The sequence below is a fragment of the Polaromonas sp. genome, assembly GCF_036676035.1.
GTDB lineage: Bacteria > Pseudomonadota > Gammaproteobacteria > Burkholderiales > Burkholderiaceae_C > Polaromonas.
In genome coordinates, this window is sequence record NZ_JAKFDR010000079.1 from 1 (window position 1) to 15,739 (window position 15,739).

The window sequence follows — 15,739 nt, forward strand, 5'->3', positions numbered from 1 at the left end:
TGCACCAGTAGCTCAGCTGGATAGAGTACTGCCCTCCGAAGGCAGTGGTCGTGGGTTCGAATCCCGCCTGGTGCACCATATAAAACAAGGGCTTAGGTGAAAACCTAGGCCCTTTTGTTTTGGGCTGTGCCAATTCTGTGCCTAAACCGTGCCGCACCATTAAGTATGGGTTGTCTGGCCTCGTGGGCTAGAAGGGCCGAGAAGACTTACTTCTCAGCGAATGACTCAGCCCAACATGCCCCCCTCATGCTCTGCTGCAGTGACGACTTGAGCACCGCATCGCTGGCCATCAAGCGTGGCGACCCGCTGGACACCGAGTCCATGGTCGGCGCCCAGGCCTCGCAGCAGCAGTTCGAGAAAATCCTCTCCTACCTTGAAATCACCCAGCAGGAAGGTGCCGAACTGCTCGCCAGCGGCTACCACATCCAGCCGGCCCTGCTCAAGGGCCACAACAAGATGCACGTCTTCCAGAAGGAGATCTTCGGCCCGGTAATCGGCGTCACCACCTTCAAGGATGAAGCCGAAGCGCTGGCGATCGCCAACGACACCGAGCTCGGCCTCGGCGCCGGCTTATGGACGCGCGACATCAACCGCGCCGACCGCATGGGACGCGCGATCAAGGCCGGGCGTGTCTGGACCAACTGCTACCACCTGTACCCCGCACATGCCGCCTTCGGCGGCTACAAGAAATCCGGCTTCGGCCGCGAAGGGCACAAGATGATGCTCGAACACTACCAGCAGACCAAGAACCTGCTGGTGAGCTACGACATCAACCCGCTCGGCTTCTTCTGATCCCCCCCGGAGGGGCGCATGCACGCGAACCTCCGCACTCCCCGCCCGGTCAGCCATGCAGTTCCGGGCTTCTGCACTCGCTAGCGCAACTGTTGCGAACGAAGTTCGACAATTGACTGCCAGATACGCTCGGCCAAAGCCTCATTCGCCTGGTAGAAGCCCTGGTTGACCAGCAGCGACCATTGCTCGTTGGCCGACTCGGCACTGGCCAGGGCGCCGTAATGCTGCACCAGCAAAGCGCCGATTTCACGGCCGTCAAGCTGCTTGCTCCAGGTCGCGCCGGCGTCATTGCTGTGCAGGATCACGCCATCGTTGCCCACCGCCCAGCCTTGTTCGGCAGTGGGGAAATGCACGGCATTCAGATCGGCGCAAAGTCTGCCCGACGTCGACCGGGCAAGCGGAGCAGCGTGAAACCTGGTTCAACGGATCCCAGCGCATGCCAGGGGACATGAGATCCATTGGGCCTTGCATACCAGCTAGCAACCTACATTCCAGCCGTCACTGCCGCTGCAGAATTCGAAGACCTGAGCGGCTGGCATGGCGGCCGCCAAAATGGACGAGGCCAGCAGGCTGCGTCACATGGATATAAGTATTTGATTATTAATGTATTTTCATCTTTATTGTGGTTGGGCTGCAGAATGACAGTGGTCCAGCGTACGGGCCTGGCTGGAAGGGTCAGGTCCGGCGCTGCACAAGGGGTTACTCGGCAAACCGATAGTCGCGGAACTGCTCGCGCAGCTTGAGCTTCTGCAGCTTGCCGGTCGCCGTGTGCGGCAGTTCGTCGACGAACACCACGTCATCGGGCAGCCACCAGCGCGCCACCTTGTCACCGAGGAAACCCAGCAGCTCTTCGCGGCTGGCGGCCTGCCCGGCCTTGAGCACCACCACCAGCAGCGGACGTTCCTGCCATTTGGGATGGGCGATGCCAATCACCGCGGCTTCGGCGACGGCGGGGTGGCCGACGGCGGCGTTTTCCAGATCGATGGAGGAGATCCACTCTCCACCGGACTTGATCACGTCCTTGGCGCGGTCGGTGATCTGCATGTAGCCGTCCGGGTCGATGGTGGCGATGTCGCCGGTGTCGAACCAGCCGTCCTGGTCGAGAATGGGGCCACCTTCGCCACGGAAGTAACTGCTGGCGATCCACGGGCCCTTAACCAGCAGGTGGCCGAAGGCGCGGCCATCACGCGGCAGGTCGTTGCCCGCTCCGTCGGTGATCTTCATCGACACGCCGAACAGCGCGCGGCCCTGCTTGGCCTGCAGGTCGAGGCGCTGCTCCAGACTGGCGTTGGCATGCTTGGGCAGCGGGTGGCAGACGGTGCCGAGCGGCGACATCTCGGTCATGCCCCAGGCATGCATCACCCGCGCATCGAAGTGGCGCTCGAAACATTCGACCACGGCACGCGGTGCAGCGGCGCCGCCAATCACCACGCGGTTCAGGCACAGCTCGTCGCGGGGATTGAGGCCGCCAGCTTCGGCATGCTGCTGCAGCATCATCCACACGGTGGGCACACCCAAGGCCAGGGTCACGCGTTCGTCGCGCATCAGTTGGTAGAGGCTGGCACCGTCCAAGGCCGGGCCCGGCAGCACCAGCTTGGCACCACACAGGGCACCGGCATAAGGCATGCCCCAGGCATTGACGTGGAACATCGGCACCACCAGCAGTGCGGCATCGGCGGCCGACAGGGCAAAACCCTCGGAGGTGCACGACATCAGCGAGTGCAATAGGGAGGAACGGTGCGAATACAGCACGCCCTTGGGGTTGCCGGTGGTGCCGGAGGTGTAGCACATCGACGAGGCGCTGTTTTCATCCAGCAGCGGCCAGTCGAACTGCTCGGGCTGCTCGACGATCAGCTCTTCATAGCAACGCAGGTTGGCGACTTTGATGTCCGGCATGTGGGCACGGTCGCACAACGCGATAAAGGCTTTGACTGTCGGCAGCTTGGGCGCCAGTTCCTCGACCAGGGCGGCGAAACTCAGGTCGAAGAACAGGTACTGATCATCGGCATGGTTGGCAATGAACTCGATCTGTTCCGGGAATAGGCGCGGGTTGATGGTGTGCAGCACCGCACCCATGCCGGAAACACCGAAATACAGCTCCATGTGCCGATAACCGTTCCAGGCCAGGGTGCCGATGCGCTCGCCAGGCTGCACGCCAAGAGTGGTCATGGCATTGGCGACCTGCTTGGCACGACGGCCGATATCGGCATAGCTGCAGCGATGGATCGGACCCTCGACTGTACGCGAGACGATCTGAGCATCCGGGTGGGAGACGCAGGCGTGCTCCAGCAGGGATGAAATCAGCAGAGGTTGGTGTTGCATCAGGCCAAGCATCAAGAATCACCTCATTTTATTGGACTTGTTGTATCTGATCGTTGGCATACCGCTGACCAAGGGTGAAGTTCACGCGCTGCTCGCGGCAACCAGGACCGCGGGCAGTTCAGCTATTGCATGCAACAGGCGCATGGTTGTTGCCGGCAGCGTCGGCGCTAGCGGCGGTCATGTCGTCGAGGTAGCGCTGGCTGGCACGGTAATAGGCATAGGCGGCACCCAGGCTGACCAGCGGCACCACCGACATGGCCACCTGCAGATTGAACAGGTCAGCCAGCAGGCCGGTGATGAATGGACCAGGCGCCAGACCGACGATGTTGTTGGCCAGCACCAGGGTGGCCAGCGCCGAGGCGCGAATGGAGGCATGAGTGACATCCGACACCACGGCTCCGGAGGGCCCGGCGAAACCGCCACCGATCAGCAGGCCGCAGGCGATCACTACCAGTTGCAGCGGGCTGTTCGGCAGAGAGAAGGCCACCAGCAGGATGACGCCCGAGATCAGTGCATAGACCATCGGCACAAGCAGGCGATTACGTTGGTTGTGACGGCTCAGGCGGTCGGCGAGCATGCCGCCGAAGATCATGCCGAGACCGGCGGCCAGCAGCAGCACGCCAGCCACGGTGGCCGACTTGGCCATGTCCATGCCGTGGAAGCGATTGAGGTAGCTGGGAATCCAGGCAACTACCGCACCCTGGATAAACATCTGCAGGCCCGAACCCAGGTATGTCCAGAGGGCGGTACGGGTAGTCAGCAACTGGCGAATAACCGTCTTCAGCGGCAGGCGCTCGGTCGTGCTCTGTGCCTTAGCCCGGGTCGGCTCACGCACCACCAGGGGGTAGATCAGCGCGAGGATCAAGCCACCGGCACCGACCACGATAAAGGCCATGCGCCAGCCATAGTGCTGGGCCAGCACGCCGCCGAACACCACCCCGAGCACCGAGCCGAACAGCGCAGCGGCAAGGAAGGCACCGACCACAGTGGAGTGCAGGCGTCGCGGGAATACGCTGAGCAGGATGGCGCCGCCGGCGCTGCCGTAACCGGCCTCCCCCAGGCCTACCAGGGCGCGTGCCACGAACATTGCCAGGAAGTTGCCGCTCAGGCCGCAAGCCACGGTGGCCAGGCCCCAGACGATGGCCATGAGGGTGGCGCTCTTGACCCGGCCCCAGCGATCGGCCATCAGCGAGATGGGGAAGCTCATCACCCCGACGGTCAGGGCAACAACGCCGACCAGGGCACCCAGCTGGGTATCGGTCAGCGCCCATTCGACCTTGAGCGAGGGGAATACCGCATTGATCACCTGGCGCGACATGTAGTCGGACAGCATCAGACCAAAGGTCAGGGCGAACACCAGCCAGGCATAACCGAGCGAGACCTTGGGCGCCTCGTCGTCCCGGCTGTTGTCGGTGCTGCTCATGAGCAAGGCCATGCTGTTTCTCCTGCCAGATTATCGCTGGCTATTGTTCGGACTACCCCCGGCGGCTGCGTATAGGCAGCAGCCGGACAGTCACATAACCAGGGATGGGGCGCGCGACTAGGGCGCCCCATCGGTCTCAGGCTAGTCCCACATCAGCTGGCCGCGCTGACCGGGTTTGCGATTCGGTGCCCAACCCAGGGCCTTTAGGGTTTCATCGGTGCTGGCATAGGTCTGGCCAATCTTCATGGTGGCGCGCGCTTCGTCGGCGCTGGCGATGTCGCGGCCCAGGTGCTGGGCCTGCTTCACGCACCACTCGATCTGCTGCACCGAGGTCATGCGCTCGTAACGCGGGCCGGTCAGGCCGTCCTCGATGCCGACGCGCACGTGATGGCCCATGGCAATGGCGATGGCGTTGGTCGGGAACATGCTGCGCATGATCGACTCGTTGGTCAGCACCGCACCGTCCGGCACGCGGCGGGCGAATTCGACCAGGTCGGCCGGGTGACGACCGGCCGCACCGCCGCCAATACCGACGTAGCAGAGGTTCAGCGGCCCCTTGTAGAGACCGTTGCGCACGATGTGCTCGACGGTTTCCAGCTGGTGCACATGGCCGAGCATGAAGAACGGCTGGATGCCGTTCTCGCAGAGCAGGCGCAGGTTGGTTTCGACGAAGCTCGGACCGGCCTCCAGGTACATGTCGCGGAAGGCCGCGCACATGGCCGGATCGGCCAGCGAGGTGCCCTCCACGTCCTGGGCGGTCAGCAGCTCGGTGATATTCATCTGGCTGGTGTTGATGGCGATGGTCACCTGGTCCGGCTTGGGCTCGAGCAGGGCCAGGGCATGCCGCGAATCGTTGGCAGGCCACTTGGCGCTTGCACCAGGCTCGGGGGCGAAGGAAATCGAGCCGCCGACCTGCAGAATCATCTTCGGCACGGCTTCACGCAGGCGATGGAGCAGCTCGTTGAACATCGACATGCGCTTGGAGCCCTTGCCGTCGGCTTCGCGCACATGCACGTGGAGCAGCGTGGCGCCGGCGTTATAGCAGTCGACCGCCTTCTGCACCTGCTCGTCCATGCTCACCGGGATGTCTTCCGGGAAATCGGACGGCACCCACTCAGGGCCGTAGGGGGCAACGGAGATGATCAGTTTTTCCTGGTTTTCCGGGAACAGCGAGTCGTGGGTGTAAAACATGGAGGTAACCTCGTCTTATGGTGTCCGGATGTTAGTAAGTGCCCTGCACGGGGCCGTCACTGGCCAACTTCTGTGCCTCCTCAATCAACATCGGTGCGCCTAGGGCCATGCTGTGGATGCCCAGCACGGAGGTCAGCTGCAGCACGGCCAGAATCTCCTCGACGCTCACCCCCAGCTCCAAGGCCTTGCGGATATGCCGGCGCACGCCGGGAGCAAACATATGGGTGCAGGAAACATCGACGGCGATGGCGATTAACTCGATGGTCTTGGGCTCCAACACGCCCTGGCGCATAGGGTGCACTGCCATGCCGAGGAACTTCTCCATCCACTCACTATCCAGCTCAGCCAGCGCGTCCCAAGTGGGATTCCAGTTGCCGGCCTCGCGCAGGGCGTCGCAGATTGGGGACTTAGGCAGATCGCTATTCATGTGTGAATCCTTCGTAGAAACCTGGAATTAGTCGATTCTAGAGCGGCCGGAGGGCTGCAGATTGACTCTGCGGGACATCCACTTGACAACTCGGGACAGGCTGTCGATCCGACTGGATAGCCTCAGATGTAGGTGCCACCGGAGGCATTGATGATCGAGCCCACCAGGTAGCACTCGTCGGACGCCAGGTGCGTCACCAGCGCCGCATACTCCTCGGGCTCACCGATCCGCCCCAGCGGCAGGATCTGGCTGAGCACATCGAGTTGCTCGGGCGATTGATTGGCGAGGAACTGATCGAAGGCCGGGGTGCGCACGCCGCCGGGGCAGATGGCATTGACCTGCACATTGGCGCCGGCCACCTCGTAGGCCACCGAACGGGTAAAGGCGATCACCGCCCCCTTGGTCGCCGAGTAGTGCGGGCTGTGCGCACTCATGGCGGAGATGCCGGCAATGCTGGCGATGTTGACGATCTTGCCGTAGCGCTGCGGCTCCATGCGATTGAGGGCGGCGCGGGTGCAATAGAACACGCCGTCGACATTCACCGCCCAGTAGCGCTTCCATTCCGCATCGTCCATGTTGCGGGTGATCTCCAGCGACTGACGGGCAATCGGCTGGGTCACCAGCGCGTAATGGCGCTGGCGCCGCACTTCATCATGGGCCTGAGCCGGCACCATTGCCGCGTTGTTGACCAGGATATGCAGGGGGCCGAAGCGTTCGTCGATCCGGGCGAACATGGCCTCGACCTCGGCGCTCGAGGAGACATCGCAGCGCAGGGCCAGGCACTGCGCGCCGCGGCTCTCGATCTCGGCGCGGGTGGAGTCGAGGGCTTGCTCGTTGATATCGCAGATGATCACATGGGCGCCTTCGTCAGCCATGCGCAAGGCGATGGCCTTGCCCAGCCCGCCAGCGCCGCCGGTAACCAATGCAACACGATTGTTCAGCTTCATTCAGGGGTACTCCGCTTGGGGGATGCCCCAGTGTCGCCCCTGCGTCGACTTTTGACTTGACCTAACGGGACATCGACTTGCTAAGCTGGCAAATCACTGTCCCGGATTGGTAAGTCGCTTATGTTCAGTCTCGTTCGCAGTGCCAGCCTCACCAACTACGCGGAAATCGCCCGCTCATTCGGCCTCGATCCGATGCAGCAGTTGCGTCTCGTCGGCCTCGATCCGCGCAGCCTGCAGGACCCCGACCTGAAGATTCCCACCGAAGCGGTGGTGCGCCTGCTGGACAATTCGGCACGCGCGGCCGGCGTGGACGATTTCGGCCTGCGCATGGCGGAAACTCGCAAACTGTCCAACCTCGGGCCGCTGGCGCTGCTCTGGCGCGACGAGCCGACTATCCGCTCGGCCCTGGAAGCCTTCCGCGACTTCCTCTACCTGCACAACCAGGGCTTGGTGCTGAATATCGAGGGGAGCGGCGGCGTGGTGGTGTTGCGCATTGAGCAGGTCACGGTGGGCAACCTGTCCGTGCGTCAGGCGATGGAGCTGTCGGTGGCGGTTACCCACTGCCTGCTGAAGACCTTGCTTGGCAACCACTGGCACCCTTCAGTGGTCTGTTTCCGTCATGCCCCGCCGCTGGACGACAGCCGCCACCGCCGCTTGTTCGGCACCTCGGTGCAGTTCAACAGCCTGATGGACGGCCTCGTCTGCCGCAGCAGCGATCTCGACAAAGCCCTGCCCAGCGCCGATCCGGACATGGCCCGCTACGTTCATCAGTACCTGGAAAGTATCCGCGAAGAATCCAAGAAAGCGCTGCTAGAGCAGGTACGGCAGATGATCTGGATGCTGCTGCCGACCGGGCGCTGCTCGGTAGAGCGGGTGGCAGCGAACCTGGGGCGTGACCGGCGCACGCTGCATCGGCAGCTGGAGCGTGAGGGCGAAACCTTTTCCTCGTTGCTGGATCAGGTGCGCGCGGAATTGGCGATGCGCCATCTGGAAAGCTCTGATCATCCCTTGAGCGAGATTGCCGGCGTGCTGGGCTTTTCCGAACTCAGCGCGTTTTCTCGCTGGTTCAGTCGGCAGTTCGGTTGCAGCCCCTCGACCTGGCGAGTTCGTCAAGGCAAACAACGGGATTAGGCGGTATCAAGCCCAGCAGGCGCTGATTGCCTTCGGCCTCCGTGATGGACTTGTGGAGCAAACAATGGCGTGGGTGAACTGCAGCAGGCGAGAAGATTGCTGTGCGGTATGCAGACGACAGCGTGCTTGGGTTTGAGAAGCATGACGATGTATAGAGTCTTCGACATGCTTTGGCCGACATGCCCGCAAGGTGGGGCTTTTTCGTTATTGGGGGGCCGTACCTGTTCTGTACCCGTCAGGCGGCAGGGGGCACTTGGAGTCACGGACACGGCGGCGCCCCACAGAAGTCGAGCCTGGCTGCCGAGGCCAACCCCGGCAGCCGCTGATGCCGGCGGCCCCGCACAGGGAAACAGCAGTGCGCAGGTTCTGCCTGCGCGCGTCGGCCGCGGCCATCATCCGAGAGCCCGCTGCAGGTATCGTCCACCCCTCTCCAGCAACCTGATAGGCACGCGACAGAGCGCCAAGCGGCCGCTCGACACCGAGCCACGATGCGCGCTCTGCGCCAGGAGCCGGGCCCAGCGCTTCATGGCCCGGCCCTGCGCAGCTGGCGCGGACCTTCCCGGCAGGCAAGCCCGTAGATCAGCAGCGCCAGCACCTGCAACGCGGCGACCCCCAGCGCCAGGTCGAGCGTGCTAGCCAGCAGCAGCGGCACGATCAGGGCCGAGGACAGGGCATTGACGCCCTGCTGCAGGGTCGCGTAGCCACTGGAAGCCAGGCCCCGGCGATCCGCGAAGCACTCCAGGGCAAACAGTTGCAGGGCCGGCTGGGTCAGGGTCATGCCCAGGGCGAACAGCGGCAGCGTCAGGATCGTCCAGGGCAGGCCCGGCGCCAGCCAGATGGCCAGGCCTATGTTGATCAGGTTGGCCAGGCTCATCAGCCCGTGACCGAGCAGGATTCCGCTGCCGGGCGCCAGGCTCGAGGCGAGCCGGAAAGCTAGCAGCGCACCACAGAACATGCCGCCGACCAGCGGGATAAAGACCCAGCCGAAGGACTGCGGGCTAAGGCCCAGGTGCTGGGTCACCAGGGTGGGAGCCGCCAGCACATAGAGATAGATGGCCGCATTCACCGCCGCATTGCTCAGCGCGATCAGCATGAAGTAGCGGTGGCCGAGCAGCCCAGCAAAGCCCCTGGCCAACTGCAGCGGATGCAGGGACTGACGCCTTGCTCGTGGCAGGGTTTCCGGCAGCCAGTACCAACAGGCCAGCCACAGCACGGCGGTGATCGCCGCGAGCAAGGCGAAGATACTGCGCCAGCCGCCCAACGGCAGCAGCCAGCCACCGCAGATCGGTGCCACCGCCGGTGACAGGGTGAAGAAGATGGCGAACAGCGCCATCTGCCGTTGCGCCGCCCTGCCCTCGTACAGGTCGCTGATCATGGTCCGGCCCACGACCAAACCGATCCCGGCGCTCACCCCCGGCAGGGCGCGCCCGACATACAGCAATTCGATGCTGTCGGCGAAGGTGCAGATCAACGAGGCGAGCAGGAATACCAGCAGGCCGCAGAGAATGAAGTGGCGTCGGCCCAGCGCATCGGCAATGGCTCCATGCTATAGCATTGCCACGGCGAAGGGCACCAGGTAGGCGGTCAGTGAGTACTGCACCTGTGCCGAGCTGGCGCTCAGCGACCGGCCTATCTCGTCGAAGCCGGGCAGGTAGGCCGAAATGGAAAACTGGCCGAGGCTGGCCAGCGCCGCAACGAGCCCGGCAAGCAGGGGTGGCGGCGGCATCCTGCCGGATGGCGGCAAAGCACCAGTCACATCGGCACTCTCATGCGGGGCATAACCGGGTCAGGACCTTCGCCCGCCCCCGCAACGGTTGCAGATCCGGTGGCATGCGCGGTGTGGAGAAGTGGAGCGGGGCCAAGACGGCCCGGCTCCGCGGAGAACGAACCGACCTCAGGCCGAGGCCGGTTCGAGCCCCCTGACCCGCGCAACCGCACGAACGGTCAACAGGAAGCAGAGGATCGCCAGGCCGACCAGCAGGTCGCTGGCTACCAGCACCGTCTGCAACGGGTTGGCATGCTGGTGCGCCGCCAACCAGTCGCTGGAGACACCGAGCAGCACGGTACCCAGGGCGATGGCCACCACGTTCAGGCACATCATGGTGAAGCCGATGATCGAGGCCCGCATGCTGTGCGGCACGCTGCCCTGGATCAGGCTGAGCGTGCTGCCGTACACCGAGAAGGGCAGGAAGAAGCTGGCGGCCAGGCCGATATAGAGCAGCGGGCTGCCCAGATCGGCAAAGCGCCCCAGCAACATCAGCGGCAGACAGATCAGCAGCGACAGCAACGGGAAGGCGGCCAGGCGCAGGCGGCTGCCCTTGGCCAGGCGGTCGGCCGCGATACCGCCGCCGACGGCGCCGATGCAGCCGAAGGCGATCTGCAGCAGGCCGATCTGCTTGGCGATCGTGGCCTCCTGGGCGCCCAGTTCGCGCACCAGCCACAACTGTACGAAGGAGTTCTGCGCATAGACCAGGTGAATGAGCACGAAGCCGGCAATGGCGAAGCACAGCGCCGGCTGCGCACGCAACTCGGCGAGGATGGCCTTCATCTGCGGCAGGAAGGCCTCGCCATGCTCGGCATCGGCGCCGCCGCCATCATCCTTGGCGAACCACAGGCAGGTCGCGATGACGATGCCGACCACGCCCAGCCCCATGAAGGTATGCCGCCAGCCGAACTCCGCCCCCACTGTGCCGCTGAGCAGGTAGGACAGGCCGACACCGATCGGGATGCCCATGAAGAACAGGCCGTTGGCCGTGCTGCGATGGCGACCGTCGAACAGGTCGGCGATCAGCGCCATCGCCGAGGGCACCAGGGCCGCCTCCCCAGCCGCCACCATGAAACGGGCCATCGCCATCTGCTCGAAGTTCTGCGCCAGCCCCGAGAGCACGGTGCAGATGCTCCAGATCAGCATGCCGCCGGCGATGATCCGGGTCCGGCTGAAACGGTCGGCCATTGAGCCCAGCACCAGCACCATGATGCTGTAGCTGAACACCCAGACCGCGCCGGAGAGGAAACCGAACTGGGTGTTGTTGAGGTCGATGTCCTCGGTGATCTGCGGCGAGAAGCCGAGCAGCATGGTGCGGTCGATATAGCCGAGGATGTTGATCAACAGCAGCACACCCAGCACGGTCCGCGGAAAACGTCTTAGCATTGTTATAACTCCAGGGAGGAGGGTTCCGGGGTCGGTTCAGGGTTCAGTCGGCCAGATGCAGGAAGGCCACGAACAGCCCCACCAGCACCGCCGACTCCATGATCATCAGCAGTATGGGCCGCACGCCGACGCTGGCCAGTTCCTGCAGACGGGTCTTCATACCCAGCGCGGCGATGGCCGTGACCAGGCACACCTGGGAAAGCTCGCTGCCCAGCGCCGGAAGGGCCGGCGGCAGCCAGCCGGTACTGTTGATCGCTGCCAGCACCACGAACCCGACGGCAAAGCCCGGCAGCAGGGGCGGTTTCTGCGCCCCGGCGGCGCCCTGGCTGGCACGGGTGATCAGGGTCGTGCAGAGGATCACCGGCAGCAGCATGGCCACGCGCATCAGCTTGATGACGGTGGCCGTGTCGCCGGTTTCGCTGCCCATGCTGTAGCCGGCGCCGACCACCTGGGCCACGTCGTGGATGGTGCCACCGAGGAAGATCCCCGCAGCCTGCTCGTCGAAGCCCAGACTGCGGGCTATGGTCGGGTAGAGAATCATCGCCAGGGTCGACAAGGCCGATACGCCGATCACGGTGAACAGCGTGGCGCGCTCCTTTTTCGCGTTGGCCGGCAGCGCGGCCGACAGCGCCAGTGCCGCCGAGGCGCCGCAGATCGCGGTGGCGCCACCGGTGAGCATGCCGAACATCCAGGTAAAGCCCAGCACCCGCGCCATCAGCACCGAGATGCCGATGGTCAGCACGACACCACCGACCACCATCAGCAACGGCGACCAGCCCAGCGACAGGACCTGCTCCAGGGTGATGCGCAGCCCCAGCAGGGCCACGCCGAAGCGCAGGATCTGCCGGGCGGTGAACTCGATACCGGCCTTGCAGCGGCCTTCATCGGCCAGAAAGTTCATGGCCATGCCGAGCAGCAGCGCCAGCAGCAGCTTGGGCGTGGCGTAATGCTCGGCCAGGTAGCTGGCGGCGGCACCCACTATCAGGCTGGCCATGATGCCGGGGAACAACTCGCTCCCCCGCGCCCGCCAGGCACCCAGATCAGGCATGCGCATGGTTCAGTCCTGCACTCGGGCAAAGAATTCCAGGAAGCGCTCGGCCACCCATTGCGGCCGCTCCTCGGCGATCCAGTGTCCGCAGCCATCGGCGATGCCGCCGCTGACGTCGGTGCCGACGCGCTGCCAGGAGTCCAGCGCGGCATTGGCCCGGCCGCTCTTGGCATCGCCGCCACCGTAGACCAGGATCGGCATCTGCAGCTTGCCGTCGGCGAGGTAGCGCTGGTGGGTCTCCACGTCCTGCGGCAGCGCACGGTAGTAGTTGAAGCCGGCGCGCATCGCGCCCGGCTGGGAATAGGTGCGGATGTACTCCTGGCGGGCCTCGGCACTGATTGCATCGGGACGGGCAGCGGCCTTGTCGAAGGCCCAGTTGAGGTAGAGCGCCTCGCGCCCGGCCACCAGGGCCTCGGGCAGATCCAGTTCGCTGTGGAAGCCGTAATGCCAGCGCGCTATGCCCGCCAGCGGGGTGCCGTCGCCCGGCACCGGCACATCGAGGATGGCCATGGCCCGCACCGCCTCGCGATGTTGCGCGGCCAGGGCATAGGCCACCGGGCCACCCCAGTCGTGCGCGGCGACGAGGAAGCGCGATTCGCCCAGCACCTCGGTCATCAACCGCCAGATGTCCTGGCTGACGGTGGTGGTGTCGTAGCCGCCCAGCGGCCGCGAGGAATCGCCCAGCCCGCGCAGGTCCACGGCCACCACCCGGTAGTGCTCGGCCAGGGCCGGGATCACGTCGCGCCACATGAACCAGGTCTGCGGCCAGCCATGCAGCATGACCAGGCTGGGGCCGCTGCCGGCGGTGACATAGTGCATGCGCACTTCGCCGAGGTCGGCGTAGTGATGGGTCAGTTCGTGTGGCATCTGGAACTCCGCAGGGCAGAAAAATAAAAAATGAAACGCAAATGCCCCGGCAATAGTCGCCATGACTGTTGCCGGGGATCGGCACTCATCAGAACGGCTTGTCGCCGATGATGGTGGCGCGGTTCATCTTGCGGTGGCACGGCGGGTAGTCCATCACCGCGTAGTGCTGAGTGCAGCGGTTGTCCCACAGCGCCACAGCGTTCGGCGTCCAGCGCCAGCGCACCTGGTATTCCGGGATGGCGGACTGGCTAATCAGGTACTCCATCAGGTTGAAGGCGCCGGGGTGCCAGTCCTGGCCGTAGCGCACGTTCTTCGCCGTGTGGAAGTTGGTGAAGTGGGTCAGGAAGCCGCCGGTCAACAGGCTCTTCTTGCCAGTTTCCGGATGGGTACGCACCACCGGGTGCTCGGGATCCGGGTAGCGCGCCTTCATCGCCAGGCGCTCGTCGATCGGCTTGGCGGCCATGAAGGTGGACTCCATGCTGTGGCGCCCCCGCAGGTCGGCAATGATTTCCTTGATATGGTCGGGCAGGCGCTCGTAGGCCAGCTCCATGTTGGCCCACATGGTGTCACCGCCCACTTCCGGGCGCTCCACGCAACGCAGCACCGCGCCCATAGGAGGGCATTCGCGCCAGGTGGCATCGGTGTGCCAGCTGTTCTCGTAGCGCTCGGGCGGGCTATCCGGAGATTTCCAGATATGGATGACGCCCGGCTCCGTGTCAGCACTGGCGGCCAGCGGATGGGCTTCCAATTCGCCAAAGCGACGGGCGAAGGCGGCATGCTCCCTGTCGCTGATATCCTGATCGCGCAGGAACAGCACCTTGTGCTTGAGCAGCAGCTCCTTCATCTCACCGAACAGGTCGTCGTTAGTGATGGCTTCGGTGAGTTTGACGTTCTTCAGTTCGGCGCCCAGGGCGCAGGTTAGTTGTTCTACTTTCATTCATGACTCCTGGCGGGATGCTGTGAACAGCCGACGGATGGCCATCAGCGAACACTTTTGAGTCTAGGGGGATCGACCGCCCCGTGTTTCTCATATCGTGCCATTCGTTTATCATTTCACGCACTACCGAGCCATCGCGTTCCCCCTCGAATCTCGCCACCGGAAGACTGCAGATGCTGATGATGCGCGCCGGAATTCTGACGAACTACCCCAAGGTGGCCCGCGAACTGGGCCTCGACCCGCAGGCGCTGCTGCGCCAGGTCGGTCTGTCCATCGACTTGCTGGAGAACCCCGACCGGCTGATCCCCGGCGATGCGGTGATCGGCCTGTTGGAAGAGTCCGCCCAGGCGAGCGGCTGCGCCACCTTCGGCCTGCGCCTGGCGAGGGTCCGCCAACTGTCCGAATTCGGCGTCGCCGGGCTGTTGCTCACCCAGCAACGCAGCATCCGCGATGCCCTGCGCGTCGCCCAGCAGTACATGCACCTGCTCAACGAAGCGGCAGTTCAGTATGTCGACGAACAGCAGGACAGCGTGGTAGTGCGCGTGGAGCTGCTGACCGCAGGCAAGCTGCCCACTACCCAGGCAGTCGAGCTCTACCTGTTCGCCAGCGTGCAGCTGTTCCGCGCCATCGCCGGCAGCCAGTGGCGACCGCTGGCGATGCACTTCAAGCGCCCGGCGCCGCCCTCCCAGGAAGAGTACCAGCGCATGTTCCGCTGTCGCTGCGAATTCGCCAGCACCTTCAACGGGATCACCCTGAGCGCATCGGACCTGGACCGGGTGAACCCGGATGCGGACCCGGCCATGGCCAATTACGCCCGCCACCTCATCGACCTGTTGCCCGGCGGCAGCCCGGCCTCGACCCTGGCCGAGCTCAAGCGGCACACCTACATCTTCCTGCCCATGGGTCGCGCCACCCTCAAGCAGCTGGCGCGGGCGCGAGGCTGTAGCGTGCGCAAGCTGCAGCGCCAGCTCGAGGATGGCGGCGAATCCTTTTCCAGCCTGTTGTGCGGCATTCGCCGCGACCTGGTGCTGCAGTACCTGGCCAACCCGCGCCTGGATATTGGCCAGGTGGCCGGCCTGCTGGGCTTCAGCCGCCATGGTTCCTTCACCCGCTGGTTCGTGCAGCAGTACGGTCTCGCTCCGCAGCAGTGGCGCCGGCAGCAGCTTCACCCTGCTGCCGCCAGCGCTGCGGCGACATCCCCGTCCAGCGCACAAGGGCCCGACTGAAGTTGCAGGTGGCGCTGCCGATCCGGCAGCCGAGGCGTTCATGACCAACTACGACCAACTGCAAAGCCACAGACCCAATCTGCGGCGCAAACTGCTGCTGGAAGGCGTCGGCTACAACGCCCCGGAGGAGTGTCCGGAGCGGGTCAGCGGCCGGCGAATCAGCCGGTGATCTCTTTGCCGAAGATGCCGCGCGCGATCACCATCTTCTGGATCTCATTGGCCCCTTCGTAGATCTCGGCAATCTTGCAGTCGCGGTAAATCTCCTCGACGCGGTAGT

General features: G+C 64.4%; 16 protein-coding genes, 1 tRNA gene and 1 pseudogene. 5 read left to right on the top strand and 13 right to left on the bottom strand.

Annotated elements, in window-relative coordinates:
• Position 1: 1 nt before the first annotated feature.
• A tRNA-Arg gene (locus V6M61_RS12720) sits at positions 2–78 on the top strand.
• Positions 79–285: 207 nt separating this feature from the next.
• Positions 286–792, top strand: a pseudogene (locus V6M61_RS12725) (aldehyde dehydrogenase family protein); the annotation flags it as partial.
• An 80-nt stretch (positions 793–872) separates the two neighbouring features.
• On the opposite strand, the gene V6M61_RS12730 reads toward V6M61_RS12725, so the two are convergent.
• From V6M61_RS12730 to V6M61_RS12755, 6 genes are all read right to left on the bottom strand, one after another.
• Positions 873–1,145, bottom strand: a complete 273-nt coding sequence (locus V6M61_RS12730) for a hypothetical protein (RefSeq protein ID WP_332776946.1) — start codon at positions 1,143–1,145, stop codon at positions 873–875.
• Between the two features lie 346 nt (positions 1,146–1,491).
• Entirely contained in the window at positions 1,492–3,126 is a 1,635-nt protein-coding gene (locus V6M61_RS12735; RefSeq protein ID WP_332776947.1) for a 3-(methylthio)propionyl-CoA ligase, read from the bottom strand.
• Between the two features lie 106 nt (positions 3,127–3,232).
• Positions 3,233–4,549 carry an MFS transporter gene (locus V6M61_RS12740; RefSeq protein ID WP_332776948.1) on the bottom strand — a complete coding sequence of 439 codons (1,317 nt, stop codon included), beginning with the start codon at positions 4,547–4,549 and terminating at the stop codon, positions 3,233–3,235.
• Between the two features lie 129 nt (positions 4,550–4,678).
• The gene (locus tag V6M61_RS12745; RefSeq protein ID WP_332776949.1) at positions 4,679–5,728 is read right to left on the bottom strand and encodes a 3-keto-5-aminohexanoate cleavage protein; all 1,050 of its coding nucleotides are present in this window, start codon (positions 5,726–5,728) and stop codon (positions 4,679–4,681) included.
• A 31-nt stretch (positions 5,729–5,759) separates the two neighbouring features.
• Positions 5,760–6,155: a carboxymuconolactone decarboxylase family protein gene (locus V6M61_RS12750; RefSeq protein WP_332776950.1), complete on the bottom strand. Its 396-nt coding sequence runs from the start codon at positions 6,153–6,155 to the stop codon at positions 5,760–5,762.
• A 122-nt stretch (positions 6,156–6,277) separates the two neighbouring features.
• Complete coding sequence (locus V6M61_RS12755) at positions 6,278–7,102, bottom strand: SDR family NAD(P)-dependent oxidoreductase (RefSeq protein WP_332776951.1); 825 nt, start codon at positions 7,100–7,102, stop codon at positions 6,278–6,280.
• 120 nt (positions 7,103–7,222) lie between these two features.
• Here V6M61_RS12755 and V6M61_RS12760 point away from each other — a divergent pair, with 120 nt between their 5' ends.
• Positions 7,223–8,233 carry an AraC family transcriptional regulator gene (locus V6M61_RS12760; RefSeq protein WP_332776952.1) on the top strand — a complete coding sequence of 337 codons (1,011 nt, stop codon included), beginning with the start codon at positions 7,223–7,225 and terminating at the stop codon, positions 8,231–8,233.
• 523 nt (positions 8,234–8,756) lie between these two features.
• Here the strand turns inward: V6M61_RS12760 and V6M61_RS12765 are convergent.
• The 6 genes from V6M61_RS12765 to V6M61_RS12790 form a co-directional block, all read right to left on the bottom strand.
• Entirely contained in the window at positions 8,757–9,770 is a 1,014-nt protein-coding gene (locus V6M61_RS12765) for an MFS transporter (protein ID WP_332776960.1), read from the bottom strand.
• A gap of 9 nt (positions 9,771–9,779) precedes the next feature.
• The gene (locus V6M61_RS12770) at positions 9,780–9,989 is read right to left on the bottom strand and encodes a hypothetical protein (RefSeq protein ID WP_332776953.1); all 210 of its coding nucleotides are present in this window, start codon (positions 9,987–9,989) and stop codon (positions 9,780–9,782) included.
• Positions 9,990–10,127: 138 nt separating this feature from the next.
• Positions 10,128–11,384 (bottom strand): MFS transporter, encoded by a 1,257-nt coding sequence (locus tag V6M61_RS12775; RefSeq protein ID WP_332776954.1) that lies wholly within the window; start codon positions 11,382–11,384, stop codon positions 10,128–10,130.
• Between the two features lie 43 nt (positions 11,385–11,427).
• Positions 11,428–12,438: a YeiH family protein gene (locus tag V6M61_RS12780; protein WP_332776955.1), complete on the bottom strand. Its 1,011-nt coding sequence runs from the start codon at positions 12,436–12,438 to the stop codon at positions 11,428–11,430.
• A gap of 3 nt (positions 12,439–12,441) precedes the next feature.
• Positions 12,442–13,362 (bottom strand): alpha/beta fold hydrolase, encoded by a 921-nt coding sequence (locus tag V6M61_RS12785; RefSeq protein ID WP_332776956.1) that lies wholly within the window; start codon positions 13,360–13,362, stop codon positions 12,442–12,444.
• A gap of 25 nt (positions 13,363–13,387) precedes the next feature.
• Entirely contained in the window at positions 13,388–14,236 is an 849-nt protein-coding gene (locus tag V6M61_RS12790; protein WP_332776957.1) for a TauD/TfdA dioxygenase family protein, read from the bottom strand.
• A gap of 173 nt (positions 14,237–14,409) precedes the next feature.
• Between V6M61_RS12790 and V6M61_RS12795 the strand changes: the two genes are divergently transcribed.
• Together V6M61_RS12795 and V6M61_RS12800 are read left to right on the top strand one after the other, a co-directional pair.
• Positions 14,410–15,462 carry an AraC family transcriptional regulator gene (locus tag V6M61_RS12795; RefSeq protein ID WP_332776958.1) on the top strand — a complete coding sequence of 351 codons (1,053 nt, stop codon included), beginning with the start codon at positions 14,410–14,412 and terminating at the stop codon, positions 15,460–15,462.
• Positions 15,463–15,502: 40 nt separating this feature from the next.
• Positions 15,503–15,631 (top strand): hypothetical protein, encoded by a 129-nt coding sequence (locus V6M61_RS12800; RefSeq protein WP_332776959.1) that lies wholly within the window; start codon positions 15,503–15,505, stop codon positions 15,629–15,631.
• Here the strand turns inward: V6M61_RS12800 and V6M61_RS12805 are convergent.
• Positions 15,621–15,739: acyl-CoA dehydrogenase family protein (locus V6M61_RS12805; protein WP_332776961.1), on the bottom strand; the 119-nt coding region annotated here is incomplete at its 5' end. The two genes, V6M61_RS12800 and V6M61_RS12805, sit on opposite strands and share 11 nt — an antisense overlap.